An 18,073-nucleotide genomic window follows, 5' to 3' on the forward strand; every position below is an offset into this window, starting at 1 on the left:
TATTAATACGTGGTGCTGTCAACGCACCTTTCTATTACTGCCCGCCTATTATTGGTTCGGCTTGTGATGGGCGTGTTCCAGCAAATGAATTACAGCCTTGACGATGGCGTGCCGCAGCGCGTGGTCAGGTGAGGGCTGTTCACTGCAATGCACAATGGCGTGGCCTACTGTGATGGTGTGATCTTCTGCATCCCTGCCATAGGTGATGTTCAGCTTATAGCGGGGGATCAGCGGACCGCAGGCCTCCCAGCAGCGTGTCCATTTTGGCAGTGCTTGATTGCCTTCCCAAAGTACGCCCGCACTATCGTGCAATTCTTCTATATTGTGATGGCCCAATAAATGGGCCAGTCGGCGCTCCTGTGCAACGCAGGTACGAAAGTAGGCTTCATCGCTGGTCCGCATGTCTCCTCCCTGTTCGACTGGCGGCACTGCACTGGATATATTAGCCGCCGAGCCAAAGCGATTGATGGATTATGGATTTGATCACTTTGGCTGGCGCATAAGTCAGAGTTGATCAGGGTTTGTTTTTCAGTTGCGCTTCCAATGTCGCAACTTGTGCTTCCAGTGCTTCCAGCTTGGCTCGGGTATTGGCCAGAACCTGCGCCTGTACGTCGAATTCCTCGCGTGTGACCAAATCCAGCTTGGCAAAACCCTGCGTCATCATCGCCTTGACGTTTTTCTCAATGTCCTTTGCGGGTGAGTTTTCCAGGACTTGATTGATTTTATTTTGCATATCGTTAATGAAATTCGACTTGTCCATGATGACCTCTTATAAAAATGTCGTGTTTTTGCGCCAAAAGTGTGCAAAATGGGTTGGCTTGCTCGGGAAAGGTGCGTTTGCCCGATGTGCGAGCAAGCAAAGCCCGGTCGTGTAACGTATTAACTGGCAAAAACCATAATACATCCTGACAAAAAAAGCTGGCACGAGTTCTGCTAAATGATGACCGAGGACAACCAATATCTGGTTTCTACATTCAACTTTAAAGGGAACATCATGAAAAAACTGATTCTTGCAGCAGCTGTAGCAGGTGTATTTGTTGGTAGCGTTGCGCACGCACAAGAAGCTGCTACGCCAGAACATTCTTTCACGGGTAACGTTTCTGTTGTCACCGACTATCGCTTCCGTGGTATTTCACAGACCTTCAAGCAACCAGCTGTACAAGGCGGTTTTGACTACGCACACTCGAGCGGTTTTTATGTTGGTAACTGGAACTCGAACGTGAGTGATGCGGTGTTCCCAGGTGGTAACGTCGAGATGGATCTGTACGGTGGTTACAAATTCAATATAACGCCTGATTTCGCGATGGATGTCGGTATGCTGCGTTACTACTACCCTGGTACGAACACGAGCGCAAATACGACGGAAGCTTATGTTGCAGGTTCCTACAAATGGTTCTCGGCCAAATATAGCCATACCGTTACGGATTTCTTCGGTCTGGATGACACCAAAGGCTCTGGCTATTTGGATCTGAATGCGAACTTCGAAGTGGCTGAAAAAACGACGTTGGGTTTCCACGTCGGTCATCAAAAAGTACGTCGTAATGGTGATTTGGATTACACCGATTATAAAGTCTCGCTCTCCCGTGATTTTGGCTTTGCAACCATTGGCTTGGCAGTAATCGGTACTGATGCAGATGCATCTAAATACACCTACCCCAATGCTGCTGGTACCAAATCCAAAGATTTGAGCGGTACGGCTGCCGTTCTGTCGATCTCCAAATCGTTCTAATCGAACTTAACGTTAGAGGTTCCAATGAAACTGATTACAGCCATCATCAAGCCGTTCAAGCTTGACGAAGTGCGCGAGGCACTGTCGGCGATCGGCGTGCAGGGCATCACCGTGACCGAGGTTAAAGGCTTTGGTCGTCAAAAGGGCCATACCGAGCTGTATCGTGGCGCTGAGTACGTGGTCGATTTCCTGCCGAAGACCAAGATCGAAGCAGCCGTCGATGATGCGATCGTTGATCGCGCTATCGAAGCCATCGAAACCGCTGCTCGCACCGGCAAGATCGGTGACGGCAAGATTTTCGTCTACGATCTGCAGCAAGTCGTTCGCATCCGTACCGGCGAAACCGGTAAAGAAGCACTTTAAGGGGAACATGATGAGTATCAAGAAATTGTTCGCGAGCGTGTTGGCAACAGGCGCTTTGTTGATGGCAGTTGGCGTCGCTACCCCTGCGTTCGCGCAGGAAGGTACGGCGGCTCCGGCCACCACCGAAGCACCTGCTGCTGCGGCAGCCGCCGCTGCTCCTGGCGCGGAAGCGCCTGCAGCTGCAGCACCTGCTCCTGAGCCGGTGTTGAATTCGGGCGATACCGCCTGGATGCTGACCTCGACCATGCTGGTCATCCTGATGACCATCCCTGGTCTGGCACTATTCTATGGTGGCCTCGGTCGTTCGAAAAACATGCTGTCGGTGCTGATGCAAGTATTTGTGCTGTTCTCGCTGATTACCGTTCTGTGGTCGATCTATGGCTACAGCCTGGTGTTCGGTGGTGGCGGTTCGTTCTATGGCACGTTCGACAAGCTGTTCCTGAGCGGCATCAAGCCTGACACGTTGTCCGGCACCATTCCTGAATATGTGTTCGTCGGCTTCCAATCGACCTTTGCGGCTATCACTTGCGCGCTGATCGTCGGTGCCTTTGCCGAACGCATGAAGTTCGCTGCCGTGATTGCTTTCGCCGTGCTGTGGTTTACCTTCAGCTACATTCCGATGGCGCACATGGTCTGGGCTCCGGAAGGTCTGCTGTTCAAGGATGGCGCGCTTGACTTCGCTGGTGGCACGGTCGTTCACATCAACGCTGGTATCGCCGGTCTGGTCGGTGCCTACATGGTTGGCAAGCGTATCGGTTTCGGCAAGGAAGCAATGCCTCCGCACTCGCTGACGTTGACGATGGTTGGTGCCTCGCTGCTGTGGGTCGGTTGGTTCGGTTTCAACGCCGGTTCGGCACTGTCCGCCGGTCCTGTTGCCGGCCTGGCATTCATCAACACGATTCTGGCTACCGGCGCTGCTGCTGTCGCATGGATCGGTGCTGAAGCAATGCTCAAGGGCAAGGCTTCGATGCTGGGTGCTGCTTCGGGTGCCGTTGCTGGTCTGGTTGCGGTCACGCCTGCTGCCGGTTTCGTCGGTCCGATGGGCTCCATCATTCTCGGCTTGCTGGCTGGTGTGGTCTGCCTGTGGGGTGTGAGCGGTCTGAAGCGCATGCTGGGTGCTGACGATGCATTCGACGTGTTCGGCGTTCACGGCGTTGGCGGTATCCTGGGCGCAATCCTGACGGGCGTGCTGGCTGCGCCTTCGCTGGGTGGTACCGGTGCTGCTGATTTCAACATGGCTCACCAAGTGATGATTCAAGTCAAGAGTGTGGCAATCACGCTGGTATGGTCGGGTGTAGTTTCCTTCATCATCTTCAAGCTGGTCGATCTGGTCATCGGTCTGCGTGTATCGGATGAAGCAGAGCGCGAAGGTCTGGATATCACCAGCCACGGCGAATCGGCTTACCACTCGTAATCGGTTTCATTGATGTTCCTGCCCGGTTTATTCCGGGCGTTTTGAGAGGCGCCCCATTTTGGGGCGCTTTTTTTATGGACTTTTATTTGCAATGGGTGGCCTTATATAGATAGCCTCTTTCAATCATGGGTTGGTTCGCAGCAAGAAGCGGGCTTTCCCGTAAAATTGCGTTTTACACGCAGTGTTCGCCGTCGTTAAAAAGGTTTTTATGGTTCCCCACCTCGTCACGGCCGTGAATGGCCCCCTGCTCGATCTTGAGAAAAAGATTCTCGATGCCACACCAGCCATTGAACGCTGGTTCCGTCTCGAATGGCAGGAACACACGCCGCCGTTCTATTGTTCGGTTGATTTGCGCAATGCGGGTTTCAAGCTGGCGCCGGTGGATACCAATCTGTTTCCAGGTGGTTTCAACAATCTTTCGCCCGAAATGCTGCCGCTGGCTGTGCAATCGGCGATGGCGGCCATCGAGAAATATTGTCCCGATGCCAAGAACCTGTTGCTGATTCCCGAAGGTCACACGCGCAATACCTTCTATCTGCAGAACGTGTCGCGGTTAATGCAGATCTTCCGGCAGACGGGTTTGAATGTGCGTCTGGGTTCGCTGTCGCCGGACCTGAAGGAACCGTCCACCATCGAATTGCCGGATGGTTCGGTACTGACCGTCGAGCCGCTCGAGCGCTCGGCGAACGGTCGTCGTATCGGCCTCAAGAATTTCGACCCCTGTACGATCCTGCTGAACAACGATTTGTCGTCCGGCCTGCCTTCGATTCTGGAAAACCTGAACGAGCAAAACCTCTTGCCGCCATTGCATGCCGGTTGGGCCGTGCGCCGCAAGACCAATCACTTTGCTGCCTACGATGAAGTGATCAAGAAGTTCGCGAAGATGATCGATGTCGATCCGTGGATGCTCAATCCATTCTTCATGAAATGCGACGACGTCAATTTCAACGAAGCGACGGGAGAAGATCGTCTGGCTGCCAACGTCGATACCTTGCTGGCGAAGATGCGCAAGAAGTACAAGGAATACGGCATCAAGGAAAAGCCGTTTGTGGTCATCAAGGCCGATGCCGGTACCTATGGCATGGGCATCATGTCGGTGCATGATGCAAGCGAGGTCAAGGATCTCAATCGCAAGCAGCGCAACAAGATGTCGGTCATCAAGGACGGCCTCGAAGTGCATGACGTGATCATTCAGGAAGGCGTGCCGACCTTCGAGCACATCAACGAAGCTGTAGCCGAACCGGTGGTTTACATGATCGACCGTTATGTCGTCGGCGGTTTCTATCGCGTGCATGCCGAGCGCGGCAATCACGAAAATCTGAATGCGCCGGGCGCACACTTCGTACCGTTGGCGTTCGCACATCAGCATGCCTTGCCGGACTACCAAGCCAAACCGGGCACCGCGGCCCCGAACCGTTTCTACATCTATGGCGTGGTGGCGCGACTGGCCTTGCTGGCAGCGTCGCTGGAAATGGAAAAGACCGATCCGAATCCAGAGGTCTATTAATTACGATGCAACTGTGCGGTCAATGCCCTGAACGGCATACTGCGCTTTGCCTCCACCATGCTGTGTGCTTGCGGTTTGCATAAAGTGCGACGGTAAGCTGACTCTCTCGAAAGAATGCAATGAAACTGGCTTTTGTCACCGACCCGCTGGACGGCTTCAAGATCTACAAGGATTCTACCTACGCCATGATGCTTGAGGCGGCGCGACGTGGACATGCGATCCACGTGTTCCAGCACAAGGATATGGCATTCGAAGGCGGCCGCGTGGTGGCGAATGTTTCGCGCGTGACGCTGACGGGCGATGACAAGGACTGGTTTCGGCAGGAGGCGCCGGTCGCGCAGGAACTGACTGCATTCGATGCCGTGCTGGAACGTACCGATCCGCCGTTCAACATGGAATACATCTACGCCACCTACCTGCTGGAGCTGGCGCAGAAGCAGGGTGCACGCGTATTCAACAAGCCAGAGGCGATCCGCAGCTTCAATGAAAAACTCGCGATCGCGCAATTCCCGCAATTCATCGCGCCGACGCTGGTGACCAGTGATGCTGCTCGCATCAAGGCTTTTCATGCGGAACACAAGGACATCATCCTCAAGCCGCTCGATGGCATGGGCGGCATAGGTATCTTCCGCGTAAAGGAAGATGCGATGAATCTCGGCTCGATCATCGAAACACTGACGGCCAACGGCAGCGCCACCATCATGGTGCAGCGCTATATTCCCGAGATCACGCAGGGTGACAAGCGTATCCTGCTGATCGGCGGGCAGGTTGTGCCGTATTGCCTGGCGCGCATTCCGCAGGGAACGGAGATTCGCGGTAATCTGGCAGTCGGTGGGCGCGGCGAAGCGCGTGAGATTTCTGCACGCGACCGCGAAATTGGTGAAAGTCTGGCACCGGTATTGTTGCAACGCGGGTTGTTGCTGGTAGGATTGGACGCCATTGGCGATTTCATGACCGAATTGAACGTGACCAGCCCCACCTGCTTCCAGGAAATTCAGCAACAGACAGGTTTTGATGTGGCCGCCATGTTCATCGACGCGCTGGAAAAGCACGCGGCAAACTGGAATGCATAATGTGATGGCATCGATGGCGGCTGTGCTGCCGGTCGAAGCCCTTTTTAATGCGGATGTGACATAGACCGATGGTCGGTATTCTCTTGTTGACCCACGCCCCTCTCGGGCAGGCATTTATTTCTGCGGTAACGCACGTCTTTCGTACGCGGCCCGAGCGGCTCGAAGCGATCGATGTAATGGCCGATCAGGATACGCGCGAGGTGGAGCGACTGGCACGCGATGCCATCGTTGCGCTCGACGACGGCGCGGGCGTGCTGGTGATTACCGATGTCATGGGCGGCACGCCATCGAACTGCTCGCTGGGTTTGTGCGGCGTGGAAAATGTGCAGGTGATCGCGGGCATCAGTTTGCCCATGCTGCTGCGTGCCATGACGTATCGCAACGATACGCTCGACGTGACCGTGGAAATGGCGCTCGCCGGTGCACAGGGCGGTGCCGTGCGAGTCGACAATCGTGTACGACTTTCTCCCAACTGATTCTTCTTCATCCTCGCGACGATAATAAAAATGATCGAACAGGAAATCGAAATCATCAACAAGCTCGGCCTGCATGCGCGTGCTTCTGCCAAGTTCACGCAACTGGCGACCAAATACAAAAGTGAAGTCTGGCTGACGCGCAACAAGCGAAGGGTGAATGCCAAGTCCATCATGGGCGTGATGATGCTGGCTGCCGGCAAGGGATCCAAGGTCACGCTGGAAACGAATGGTCCGGACGAGCGGGAATGTTTCGATGCGCTGGTCGGTCTGGTGCAGGACAAGTTCGGCGAAGGCGAGTAAGCTCGATAGCGGTGTGCAAGGTGCACTGTTTGCCATGCGTGCAGGCATGCCGTGACTTTTAGTTTTGCTTCTCGTGTTCTGAATTTCGTGCTTTTATCCAGGCGGCTCCGATGACTTCCTTCACGCTCCACGGTATTCCGGTTTCGCGCGGTATTGCGATTGGCCGTGCGCACATTCTTTCGCCGGCTGCACTGGATGTACAGCATTACCTGATCGCTGCTGATCAGGTGGAAACCGAAGTGCAGCGATTGCAATCGGCAATTGCCACCGTCCACACCGAATTGCAGACGCTCTGGAGCGAGTTGCCCAAGGATGCGCCCGCCGAGCTGGGTGCGTTCATCGACGTCCACGTGCTGATTCTGTCGGATCCGATGCTGTCGGAAATTCCACTCGATATCATCCGCACGCGTCATTACAACGCCGAATGGGCATTGGCAACGCAGATCGAGGAATTGTCCGCGCAGTTCGACGAAGTCGAAGATGCCTATCTGCGCGAGCGTAAGGCCGATATCGAACAGGTTGGCGAGCGCGTGCTGAAGGTGTTGACCGGCACAGCTAATCTGCTGCCACGCATCGATGAAGTCAGCGAAGGTACGCCCGCCATGATCGTGGTGGCCCGCGACATTTCGCCTGCCGACATGCTGCAATTCCGTGACCGTGCCTTCAGCGGCTTCATCACCGATCTGGGCGGACAAAACTCGCATACGGCCATTGTGGCGCGCAGTCTTGATATTCCGGCCACGGTCGGCGTTTCAAATGCTTCCACACTCGTCAAGCAGAATGACTGGCTGATCATCGATGGCGATGCCGGCGTGGTGGTCGTCGCACCGTCGCCGCTGGTACTCGAACAGTATCGCGAGAAGCACGCCAGGCAGGTGCGCGATCGCAAGAAGCTGGGCAAGATTCGCAAGACGCCATCGGTCACGCGCGATGGCACGCCGATCACCCTGCTCGCCAATATCGAATTTCCCGACGATTGCCCGCAGGCGCTCGAAGGCGGTGCGCATGGCGTGGGCTTGTTCCGTTCCGAGTTCCTGTTCATGAATCGCCCTGAGGGCGCGCCGCTGCCCAGCGAGGAAGAGCAGTTCATTTCCTACAAGCAGGCTGTCATTGCGATGAAGGGGCGGCCGGTCACGATCCGTACGCTCGATAGCGGTGCCGACAAGCCGATCGATTTCATGGAACATTCCTCGCTCAATCCGGCGCTGGGGCGGCGTGCGATTCGTTTCTGCCTGTCCGAGCCGCAAATGTTTCTGACGCAGTTGCGCGCCATCTTGCGTGCTTCGGCATTTGGTTCGATCAAGTTGCTGATTCCAATGCTGGCGCATGCATCCGAGATCGAGCAGACGCTGGCCTTGATCGAGCAGGCCAAGACCCAGTTGCGCAAGGAAAAGATCAAGTTCGATGAAGCCTTGCCGATCGGTGCGATGATCGAAATCCCGGCAGCGGCTTTGGCATTGCCCTTGTTCATCAAGCGTCTGAACTTTCTGTCGATCGGCACCAACGACCTGATTCAGTACACGCTGGCGATCGACCGTGTGGATCATGAAGTCGCGCATCTTTACAATCCGCTGCATCCGGCGATTTTGTTCCTGCTGTCGCACACGATCGGTACCGCCATCAAGGCGGGATTGCCGATCTCCGTGTGTGGCGAGATGGCAGGCGACATCAAGATGACGCGATTGTTGCTAGGCATGGGATTGCGTGAATTTTCGATGCATCCGGCCCAGTTGCTGGCAGTGAAGAATGAAATCATCAACAGTGATCTCGGTTTGATCGAGCCCGTGACGCGCAAGCTGTTGCGCACTTACGAGCCGCGCGCCATCAATGAGGTGATCGAAAAGCTGCAGCAGTTATAACGCGCGATTGCCGCTTGTCGTGCGGTGATGCCATTGGCTGTGCAATGCGCATGCCGTGCACAGTGTGGCCTCTAGTCATCGTCTCTACGCCATTTTTCCCGTCGTGTTCTTATGGATGCATCACGCTAGCAGCGTGGCACCGATTACCGCACCTGCAATCAGCAACCACAGAATTTGAATGCGCGTGGTGAGCATCAGGACAACCGTTGCCGTCGTCATCAGCCACAACGGCCACGCTTGCCATGGCAAGCCGTGTGTGCCGGCCATCAACCATCCAGTGGCGAGTACCAGGCCGATCACAACCGGCCCCAAGCCGAGGCGGAATGCACGTACGGCGCATATGTCCCGATGACGTTGCACCCAGCGTGAAACGTAGTAGGTGAACAGTGTGCTGGGCAGCAGCATGCCGGTCATCGTCAGTAGCATGCCCAGCAAGCCGGGCAGCATGCCGCCGGCATTGAGCCCGATATTCCAGCCCATCAATGCCACGAACAGGATATTGGGGCCCGGCGCAGACTGCGCAATCGTGATCGAGCTATTGAATTGTGCGTCGGTGAGCCAATGCTGTTGATCGACCAGATAGCGATGCATCTCGGGAGCAGTAGCCAGTGCGCCGCCGACAGATAACAGTGACAAAGCCAGGTAATGCAAAAACAGGTGCAACCATTCGTTCGCCTGCATCGAGAGGGAAAGTGTGGTGCTCATGACTTGAGCCGCGCATAGGCAAGCAGGCTGCCGAGTAAGCCGATGCTGAACAGCGGATAGATCAATGGCAAGCGCAAGAGTGCCACCGCGATAAAGCAGGCTGCCGTTAACAGCAGACACAATTTCATGCCGAGCGGATTATTGCGCAAGGCACCCATCAAGCGAATGCCCGTTGCCAGGATCAGTCCGGCCGCAACGGCCCCCATGCCCTTGAGCGCACCACCCACTTGCGGTTGATCGGCAAAAGGAGCGTAAAGAATGGCGATGCCGAGAATGAGTAGCAACGGTGCGATGAGCATGCCGGCAAATGCAGCCAATGCGCCGCTCGCGCCAAAATAACGATTGCCGACGATGACCGACAGATTCACCACGTTCGGTCCCGGCAGGGTTTGCGCGATTGCCCAATCCTCGATGAATTCTTCGCGTGTCAGCCAGCGCTTGCGCTCCACCAGTTCGCGCTGGACCACCGCCATGACGCCACCGAAGCCCTGCAGTGAGAGCAAGGTGAACGAAAGGAATAGGTCTAGACAATTTTTTGGGCAGGATGTCAGGCTATTCACAATATTTTCGACCTTTGTAAAAAGACAATTTTAGACGTCGTTTGACGGCCTCGCACGACTTGTTTATCCTTGCACCATTGCGCCGATTTGAGATCAGCTTGCGGGCGCGTAACAAATACGGCTAAAGCGTACTCGACAGAGTTCAGACATTAGCCCGTAAGCAACTTGCTTCCGGGCTTTTTTGTTTTTGGTGCGTGGTGGAATATTTCACGCGCTGCGGGTTTGTGCCTTATTGACCGGATGCCATGACTTCTCTCGGAATCGTCTCGCCGCAATCGATGTTTTTTGCCGAACCGCTGCTTTTGCAGAGCGGGGCGCAGATCGCCGACTACACGCTTGTCTATGAAACCTACGGCACGCTCAATGCCGATCGTTCCAATGCCGTGCTGGTGTGCCATGCGCTGAATGCCTCGCATCATGTGGCGGGCACCTATGGTGACGACAAGGGCACGCGTGGCTGGTGGGACAACATGGTAGGGCCGGGCAAGCCGCTGGATACGGATCGCTTCTTCGTCATCGGCGTCAATAACCTTGGTTCGTGTTTCGGTTCGACAGGGCCGATGCATACGAATCCGGCGACGGGCAAGCCCTATGGCGCGCATTTTCCGGTGGTGACGGTGGAAGACTGGGTAAAGGCGCAGGCACGCCTAGCCGATGCGTTGGGGATTACGCAGTTTGCAGCGGTCATGGGCGGTTCGCTGGGTGGCATGCAAGCCTTGTCGTGGAGCATCCAGTTTCCTGAACGCTTGCGACATTGCCTCGTGATTGCCTCGACGCCCAAGCTGTCGACGCAAAACATCGCCTTCGACGATGTGGCGCGGCAGGCGATTCTGACCGATCCCGACTATCACGGCGGCGATTTTTACGAGCATGGCGTGGTGCCGAAAAACGGTTTGCGCGTGGCGCGCATGCTCGGCCATATCACTTATCTGTCTGACGACGTGATGGCGGCCAAGTTTGGGCGTGAGTTGCGTTCGGGCAGTTATCAGTTCGGCTTTGGGATCGATTTCGAGATCGAGTCCTATCTGCGCTATCAGGGCGACAAGTTTTCCGAATACTTCGATGCCAACACGTATCTGCTGATTACCAAGGCGCTCGATTATTTCGATCCGGCACGTGATCACGGTGGCGACTTGTCGAAGGCGCTCGAAGTCACGCGCGCCAAATTCTTGGTGGTGTCGTTCACGACCGACTGGCGCTTTGCGCCGGAGCGCAGTCGCGAGATTGTCCAGGCGCTGGTCGATAACCAGCGTGTCGTGACGTATGCAGAAATCGACGCGCCGCATGGTCACGATGCTTTCCTGCTCGACGATGCCCGCTACATGAACGTGGTGCGTGCGTATTTCGACGGAATGGCAGCCGAGATCGGCGCCAAACAACTGGCAGGAGAGCAGGCATGACTTTCGACGAATTGAGCATCCTGCGTCCCGATCTGGCCTTCATCGCGCACTGGGTTCGCAAGCGAACGCGCGTGCTTGATCTGGCGTGCGGCAATGGTGTCATGCTGCAGTATCTGCAGACCGACAAGCAGTGCAGCGGTTACGGCATCGAGATCGATGACGCCATGATTCCGCAGTGCGTCGAACGCGGCGTGTCGGTGATCCAGCGCGATCTGGAAACGGGTTTATCGATCTTCCGCGACAACACGTTCGATACCGTGTTGTGCCTGTCCGCGCTGCAGATGATGAAGGATGTCGAAGGCGTGTTGCGCGACATCGCGCGCGTTGGGCACGAGGCGATCGTCTCCTTCCCCAATTTCGGTTACTGGCCGCATCGCATCGCCTTACTGCGGGGCCGCATGCCGGTTTCCAAGAGCCTGCCTTACGAGTGGTACGACACGCCCAACCTACGTTGCGCGACCATTCGTGATTTCGAGGCGCTGGCAGTCGAAGTCGGTTTGCAGGTGATTGATTGCGTGGCGCTCGATGACGGCAAGCCGGTCGACTTTCTACCCAACTGGCGCGGCAGTCTGGCCGTATTCCGTTTGCGCAAAGCTTGACGCGTCAGTCGTCATCGCTTCAGATCACTCCGCTTTGCGGGCTGGCACCACGCGGGCGGCCAGCCACAGCAGGAACAGCACCGGCACGCCGAGCAGCGCCGTCGCCGTGAAGAAATTCGCATAGCCGAAGGCATCCACATACGCACCCGAGTAGCCGGCGATGAATTTCGGCACCAGCAGCATCATCGAACTGAACAGCGCGTATTGCGTGGCCGAATAGCTGATGTTGGTCAGGCTCGACAGATAACCGATGAAAGCTGCACTGGCGATGCCACCAGCCAGGTTGTCGGCCGACACGACGAGCATTAGCGCCGTCACGTCATGGCCGTGATGCGACAGCCAGACGAACAGCAGATTGCTTGCAGCGCTCAGGATCGCGCCCAGCATCAGGATACGCATCATGCCGAAACGCATCGACAGCGAGCCACCGATGAAGGCACCTACCAGCGTCATGATCACGCCGAACACTTTGGTGACCGCGGCGACTTCATCCTTGCTGTAGCCCATGTCCACATAAAACGGATTGGCCATGATGCCCATCACCACATCACTGATGCGATAGACGGCAATCAGCGAAAGGATGATCACGGCCTGCCAGCGATAGCGCAGGATGAATTCGCGGAACGGGCCAATCACGACGTCGTCGATCCATGCTGCCAGATTCTTGGCTGGCGGCATGACACGTCGTGCAGGCTCCTTGCAGAACAGTACGGTCACTACGCCTACCAGCATCGATGCCGCCATCACCAGATACGCGGTGCGCCAGGCCAGCGCCTGATAGCCGGCCACATCGCTGAGTTCGGCGCGCGCTGCAATCCACAATACGCCGGCACCGGCCCAGATCATCGCCAGCCGATAGCCGGTCTGATAGTTGGCCGCCAGCGCTGGCTGACGGTCGGTGTCGGCAGATTCGATACGGAAGGCATCGAGCGCAATATCCTGCGTCGCCGAACCGAAGGCGACTGCCAGCGCACACCAGACTACGGGTTCCAGCGCGAGTTGCGGATCGTTGAATGCCATGCCGCACAAACCACCAATGATCGCCAGTTGCGACAGCAGCAGCCAGCTACGGCGACGGCCCATCTTGCGCGTCAGCAAAGGAATCGGCATGCGATCGACCAGCGGTGCCCATGCCCATTTGAATGCATAGGCCAGGCCGACCCAGCTCAGATAACCGATGGTGCTGCGGTCGATGCCGGCTTCCCGCAGCCAGAAACTCAGGGTGCCCAGCACCAACATCAGCGGCAGGCCGGCAGAAAAGCCGAGAAACAGCATGCGCAACGTGGCGGGTTCAAAGTAGACCTTGAGGGTGTCCGACCACGAGCGTCGAGGGACGCTGCTGTTGCGAAAAATCATGTTTCTGCTGCCTTGGATAAAAGAGACGCCGGCTGCTTGCCGGTCAGTGGCTGATGCTGACACAAGAGCATGGCATCAGCAAGCGGGATCAGGGGTGCGACGCAATGGCAACAGCGGTCAAGCAACACGGCGAATGGGCACCAGATGCGTCGTGCAATCCGAAGCGAGGACGCATGGTCGGCATCGACATGCATTGCCCCGGTTTTATTCGAGCCAGCGCGCCCGGCTGGCAGCAATCGCAATGCCGATGGCCAGCACCGCCACGAAGGTCAATCCGATCGAAAGACCCCAATGCTGTGCCAGAAAGCCGATCACGGGCGGGCCGATCAAGCCACCGCTATAGCTGAAGGTGGCGACTGCTGCCAGCGCCGTCGAACCATGTCTGCCGGCGGCGCTGAAGACAAAGGGAAACACGGCGGCCAGACCGGCACCCGCCAGCGCGAAGCCGGCAATCGTCAGCGGCACATTGATGGCGAGAATGGCTACGAGAATGCCAATGGCGGCCAGCACGGCACCGCTACTGACCACCTTGCGCGCACCGAAACGATCCTTGAAACGGTCGCATACCAACCGAGCCAACAGCATCAGGCAGGCGAAACCGGCGAATGCCAGGGGTGCCACGCCATCATGCACGTGCAGGCGGTCCGTCATGAAGACGCCGCTCCAGTCGGCAATCGATCCTTCCGCCACGGCGCCGCAAAAACCGATGATGCCCAGCATCACCAGCGGGCCGTGCGCGACGGCAAACAGCTTGCGCGTCGGGTCACGCTCGGCGCGTAGCGAGGGCAGACTGTGCGCGCACAGGTAGAGCAGCGGCAGCATGCCGATGGCAACCAGACTGAAATGCATGACAACCGTGATACCCATGCCGGCCATTGCCGCACCCAGCAAGGCGCCGGAAAGCGTACCAACGCAGAACCACGCATGCAGCAGCGACATTGTCGAACGTCCGGCCAGTTTCTCCTGCTCGGTACCAATCGCATTGATGGCGACATCGAAACAGCCAGAGCCAGCGCCGAGCACGAAAGCTGCCGCGATCAGCCAGGCAAGCGATGGCGCAATGGCAAGGCATGGCATGGTGAGCAGCAGACCGAGTCCGGCAAACCATGCAGCCTTGGGGCCGCCGAAGCGATCAACCAGCCACGCTGCCAGTGGAAACGACGTAACGGCGCCAAAGCCTGCGCCCAGCAACACGAAGCCGAGTTGGGCAGGGCTAAGCAACAAATTGTCGCGAATCGCCGGAATGCGAGCTGCCCACGAGGCGTAGACGACGCCCAGCAGGATGAACAGGAACGGGGTGGCAATGCGCGCCAGACGTGGCGCGGGAACGGCGATGGTGCTCATGCGGGATGGAAGAAAAGAGGCCGCAAACTGCGGCAAACCGTCATTGTAGGGCTTCGCTGAATCGGGCGTCAGCCACGTGCGCCATAGGTTGAAAGTCTGCTTGCTTTCAACTGGCACGATGAGGCTGGTCGTTGCGATGGAGCGGGTGGTTGAATAGCGATCTGAGCGGTAAGTGAGGCAGCGATTCTGGCTGAAAATTGACAAAAATTCAGCCAAATATTTTGTCGCTCAAGCAGATGTTTTTTTCATCAGCGATGGTTGCACAGGCTCTGCCGTCAGATAGCCGATCGCAGCGCTGAAGCGATCGCCATAGTTGGCCTTGATCAGCGGATCGAGCTGCGCCTTCACCTTGCCGTGCAGCTTGTCGCTCCAGTCGCCTGGATGCTGGAAGTTGCTCATGATGTAGGTCCAGCCATTGATCGAATCGACAGCGTGCAGCCCTGTCGATTCGGCACCTGCCGGCACCGACATCAGGCGCGAAAGCTGGCGCGTATCGACGTTGTACGCCCACAGGAAATTGTTGACGTGACTGCTGCTGTCTTCGCCGATGAACAGCGTGCGCATGGTTTCCGAAAACTTGAGATTGTCGGGGTTGGCGATCTTGTCCGGGTTGGCGAGGTTGCCCAACGCATCGGCCGCCATGTCTTCGCCGATCAGCAAGGCGCGCGTGCGCACCGGAATCCATTCGCTATCCATCGCGTTGCCATCGGTATCGCGCTGACCACCGCGCAAATCGTGTGCAAAGATGCCGCCGGCGTTGACGGCTTTGTCTACCGTGATGTTGACTGACGCGCGCCATGCCGGATGATTGCGCACCATCGAGGTCTGTATGTTCTGCAAGGCAGAGTAGGCGACCTTGTCGCTGATATTGACGGTCGTACCTTCGAGTTTGGTAAAGCCCATGCTGGCACCGACGAGATTGGCATAGCGGTGCGTTTCGAGAAAGGCGGCTGCCTTTTCCATGCCGGGTTTGAGCTTGACCCAGTTGGCAATGCCATCGGCATAGATTTTCATGAAGCCGGGTTCGGCAGGCTCGCTTTTTGTCACCGTCATGATGTCGCTCGGCTTGAGCGTATCGGCCAGCTTTTCGATCTCATCGCTGCGCGCATGGCCGAGGCGAATCCAGCGCAACTTGGCGCCCGGTGCGGCCGGGTCGAGTGAAAAGCCGGGGTCGAGCTTCGCCACATACAGCTTACCAGCCGACAGGTCGGCGGCGCGATCGGCAATGAACAGAAACAGTCCGCCATTGGTGTAATCGTCACCCATCAATACCGTGCGCTGGTCGGGCATCACTTGCACGAGTTCATGCGAGATGCGGCCCAGGCAATAGTGCTTCGTCACGCTGCCGGTGCCGTCTGCGTGCACGGTCACTTCGGGCAGGTGGCCGTAGTGATAAGGATTGGCGCGGCCTTCATCGCCATACAGATTGCGGCTGAAGGTCTTGAAGAAAGGCGCATCCTCGATGAACTGCGCATCGGGTTCGTACTCTTCGCTCGACAGATGCGTATTCCATGGCGACAGGCTGGCACCGCAGGTGATCCATAAGCCATGTGCTTGCGATGTATCGACGTTGTGGTATTTGACCAGCGAGAGCTTGCCAGTCGCAGGATCCTGATCCAGCGTTAGTACCGCAATCGGCGACGGCAGCGTGCCGTAGGCATTGTTCTTGTCGGTTTGCGCGCCAAGCTGATCGCGCGTCGTGTATTCAAACTGCACCACGGCAAACACTGTATTGCCGTTCACGCCTTTCACTTTCGCACCCGGCACGCTCAGCAGCGAGGAACCATCCGGCCCATCCGAAAAACATTGCCGTTCCTTGCCGTGAACGGAGCGATCGATGATGGGACGATTCCGGATATCGACATAACCACCCGCGAGTATCGTGCCGCCGTTGCCATCCGGCACGTATTGGCCGGTCAGGAAGAATGGCTGATAGGCGAGACGGAAAGAACGCGTTGCACCATCGCTGAAATGCACATGCATCTGCGAGCCGACCGTGTTGGTCGCCATCGCCGCCGGATTTTCCAGCGACGGTGCCGCCATGCCGCTGAAGCTCGTGGCGACATGCGTCGCATCGGATTGTCTGGCAAGGGCACAGCCGCCGAGTAGCGCGGCAGAGCCGGCCAACGGCAAGAGCGGCATGCCTGCCAGCAATTGCAGAACCTGACGACGTGATGGTTGGGGCAAATCAGACATGCGGCATTCTCCAGAAAACGCCGGCGCAGCCCGTTACATTTGGGAGCCTGTGCTTGGGCGATGAAAAGCGCCAGCATGCATAGTCTGATCGCGGTTTATGACGGCGGGATGAAATGCCGTGCGGCATTTCGGCATGCGTGTAGATGACTCTGATGAATTCGATGGAATCAAGGCTGCCAGCCGTATTCAATCGTCAGTGGTGCATGATCGCTGAAGCGTTCATCCTTGTAGATCGACACTGCTTGTGCGGTGGCAGCGAAAGCGGGTGTGGCAATCTGGTAATCGATACGCCAGCCCACGTTCTTGGCCCATGCCTGACCGCGATTGCTCCACCACGTGTATTGTTCGGGCCGTGCATCGATCTTGCGGAATACATCGACCAGTTCGACTTCATCGAAAATGCGCGTCAGCCAGGCGCGTTCTTCCGGCAGGAAGCCTGAATTCTTTTTATTTCCCTTGTAGTTCTTCAGATCGATTTCGTTGTGTGCGATGTTCCAGTCGCCACATATGACGAACTCGCGCCCCAATGCTTTCAGCTCGATCAGGTGTGGCAGAAACAAGTCCATGAAGCGGAACTTGGCTTGCTGGCGTTCCTCGCTCGATGAGCCGGATGGACAATAGACCGAGATCACGCTCAGATTGCCAAAGTCGCATTGCACATAACGCCCTTCGGCATCGAATTCGGGGCAGTTGAAACCGATCTGTACGTTGTCCGGCTGCGTGCGGCAATAGACACCGGCACCCGAATAGCCTTTCTTTTCGGCATAGTGAAAAAAGCCGTAGTAGCCCTCGGGCGTCAGGAATTCAGGTGTCATGTCGCCGACTTGGGCCTTGAGTTCCTGCACGCAGATGTAGTCCGCGTTCTGTTTTGCCATCCAGGGAAAGAAACCTTTTCGGGCAGCGGAACGGATACCGTTCAGATTGGCGGAGATGATTTTCATGAAGACCACGCGAGCAAGACAAAAAAGAGGCGTCAGGATAACCGATCCGCGCCCGTGTTTCAGTGCGGCCATGATCGAATGTGCAATGCCGAGTCGGCCTATCTTGCACAGCTGATCAACCCATCTGACGTCGTTATCGCGACTTGTCTACTCCACGTACCGTATGCAAGCATCGCTTGGTCACACTCGCTCGTTAATTTATTAGTCGCTTTTAAGCCTTGAAAACATTGCCAAATCGGGCACAACGCTTG

18 protein-coding genes are annotated in these 18,073 nt (G+C 56.7%); 10 read left to right on the plus strand and 8 right to left on the minus strand.

The window, feature by feature from the left end:
• Positions 1–48 precede the first annotated feature (48 nt).
• The gene (locus QZ725_RS09315; RefSeq protein WP_293778812.1) at positions 49–402 is read right to left on the minus strand and encodes an aminoacyl-tRNA synthetase; all 354 of its coding nucleotides are present in this window, start codon (positions 400–402) and stop codon (positions 49–51) included.
• Between the two features lie 112 nt (positions 403–514).
• The gene (locus QZ725_RS09320; protein WP_293778815.1) at positions 515–760 is read right to left on the minus strand and encodes an accessory factor UbiK family protein; all 246 of its coding nucleotides are present in this window, start codon (positions 758–760) and stop codon (positions 515–517) included.
• Positions 761–994: 234 nt separating this feature from the next.
• Here QZ725_RS09320 and QZ725_RS09325 point away from each other — a divergent pair, with 234 nt between their 5' ends.
• From QZ725_RS09325 to ptsP, 8 genes are all read left to right on the plus strand, one after another.
• On the plus strand, positions 995–1,729 hold the full coding sequence (locus tag QZ725_RS09325) for a TorF family putative porin (RefSeq protein ID WP_293778818.1): 735 nt from the start codon (positions 995–997) through the stop codon (positions 1,727–1,729).
• A gap of 24 nt (positions 1,730–1,753) precedes the next feature.
• Positions 1,754–2,092: a P-II family nitrogen regulator gene (locus QZ725_RS09330; protein WP_011869727.1), complete on the plus strand. Its 339-nt coding sequence runs from the start codon at positions 1,754–1,756 to the stop codon at positions 2,090–2,092.
• A gap of 10 nt (positions 2,093–2,102) precedes the next feature.
• Complete coding sequence (gene amt, locus QZ725_RS09335) at positions 2,103–3,506, plus strand: ammonium transporter (RefSeq protein ID WP_293778827.1); 1,404 nt, start codon at positions 2,103–2,105, stop codon at positions 3,504–3,506.
• A 208-nt stretch (positions 3,507–3,714) separates the two neighbouring features.
• Positions 3,715–5,013, plus strand: coding sequence for a glutamate--cysteine ligase (gshA, locus tag QZ725_RS09340; RefSeq protein WP_293778830.1), 1,299 nt, complete (start codon positions 3,715–3,717; stop codon positions 5,011–5,013).
• 119 nt (positions 5,014–5,132) lie between these two features.
• On the plus strand, positions 5,133–6,086 hold the full coding sequence (gene gshB, locus QZ725_RS09345; protein ID WP_293778833.1) for a glutathione synthase: 954 nt from the start codon (positions 5,133–5,135) through the stop codon (positions 6,084–6,086).
• A gap of 68 nt (positions 6,087–6,154) precedes the next feature.
• A complete protein-coding gene (locus QZ725_RS09350; protein WP_293778836.1) occupies positions 6,155–6,562 on the plus strand; it encodes a PTS fructose transporter subunit IIA in 408 nt (135 codons plus the stop codon).
• A gap of 30 nt (positions 6,563–6,592) precedes the next feature.
• The gene (locus QZ725_RS09355; RefSeq protein WP_293778839.1) at positions 6,593–6,862 is read left to right on the plus strand and encodes an HPr family phosphocarrier protein; all 270 of its coding nucleotides are present in this window, start codon (positions 6,593–6,595) and stop codon (positions 6,860–6,862) included.
• A gap of 110 nt (positions 6,863–6,972) precedes the next feature.
• Positions 6,973–8,721: a phosphoenolpyruvate--protein phosphotransferase gene (gene ptsP, locus QZ725_RS09360; RefSeq protein ID WP_293778842.1), complete on the plus strand. Its 1,749-nt coding sequence runs from the start codon at positions 6,973–6,975 to the stop codon at positions 8,719–8,721.
• A 120-nt stretch (positions 8,722–8,841) separates the two neighbouring features.
• Here the strand turns inward: ptsP and QZ725_RS09365 are convergent, their stop codons facing one another.
• Both QZ725_RS09365 and QZ725_RS09370 read right to left on the minus strand, forming a co-directional pair.
• The gene (locus QZ725_RS09365; RefSeq protein WP_293778844.1) at positions 8,842–9,426 is read right to left on the minus strand and encodes a chromate transporter; all 585 of its coding nucleotides are present in this window, start codon (positions 9,424–9,426) and stop codon (positions 8,842–8,844) included.
• On the minus strand, positions 9,423–9,989 hold the full coding sequence (locus QZ725_RS09370) for a chromate transporter (protein ID WP_293778933.1): 567 nt from the start codon (positions 9,987–9,989) through the stop codon (positions 9,423–9,425). Before QZ725_RS09370 ends, QZ725_RS09365 begins: the two co-directional genes overlap by 4 nt.
• Before the next feature lie 242 nt (positions 9,990–10,231).
• Here QZ725_RS09370 and QZ725_RS09375 point away from each other — a divergent pair, with 242 nt between their 5' ends.
• Positions 10,232–11,386: a homoserine O-acetyltransferase gene (locus tag QZ725_RS09375; protein WP_293778846.1), complete on the plus strand. Its 1,155-nt coding sequence runs from the start codon at positions 10,232–10,234 to the stop codon at positions 11,384–11,386.
• Complete coding sequence (gene metW, locus QZ725_RS09380) at positions 11,383–11,985, plus strand: methionine biosynthesis protein MetW (RefSeq protein WP_293778849.1); 603 nt, start codon at positions 11,383–11,385, stop codon at positions 11,983–11,985. Before QZ725_RS09375 ends, metW begins: the two co-directional genes overlap by 4 nt.
• A gap of 24 nt (positions 11,986–12,009) precedes the next feature.
• Here the strand turns inward: metW and QZ725_RS09385 are convergent, their stop codons facing one another.
• The 4 genes from QZ725_RS09385 to QZ725_RS09400 form a co-directional block, all read right to left on the minus strand.
• A complete protein-coding gene (locus QZ725_RS09385) occupies positions 12,010–13,341 on the minus strand; it encodes an MFS transporter (RefSeq protein ID WP_293778851.1) in 1,332 nt (443 codons plus the stop codon).
• 204 nt (positions 13,342–13,545) lie between these two features.
• Positions 13,546–14,685 (minus strand): MFS transporter, encoded by a 1,140-nt coding sequence (locus QZ725_RS09390; protein ID WP_293778853.1) that lies wholly within the window; start codon positions 14,683–14,685, stop codon positions 13,546–13,548.
• Between the two features lie 228 nt (positions 14,686–14,913).
• Positions 14,914–16,881, minus strand: a complete 1,968-nt coding sequence (locus QZ725_RS09395; RefSeq protein WP_293778855.1) for an alkaline phosphatase PhoX — start codon at positions 16,879–16,881, stop codon at positions 14,914–14,916.
• A gap of 167 nt (positions 16,882–17,048) precedes the next feature.
• Positions 17,049–17,822 carry an exodeoxyribonuclease III gene (locus tag QZ725_RS09400; protein ID WP_293778857.1) on the minus strand — a complete coding sequence of 258 codons (774 nt, stop codon included), beginning with the start codon at positions 17,820–17,822 and terminating at the stop codon, positions 17,049–17,051.
• Between the last annotated feature and the right edge of the window lie 251 nt (positions 17,823–18,073).

Source organism: uncultured Oxalicibacterium sp. (assembly GCF_913776015.1).
Taxonomy (GTDB): Bacteria; Pseudomonadota; Gammaproteobacteria; order Burkholderiales; family Burkholderiaceae_D; genus Oxalicibacterium.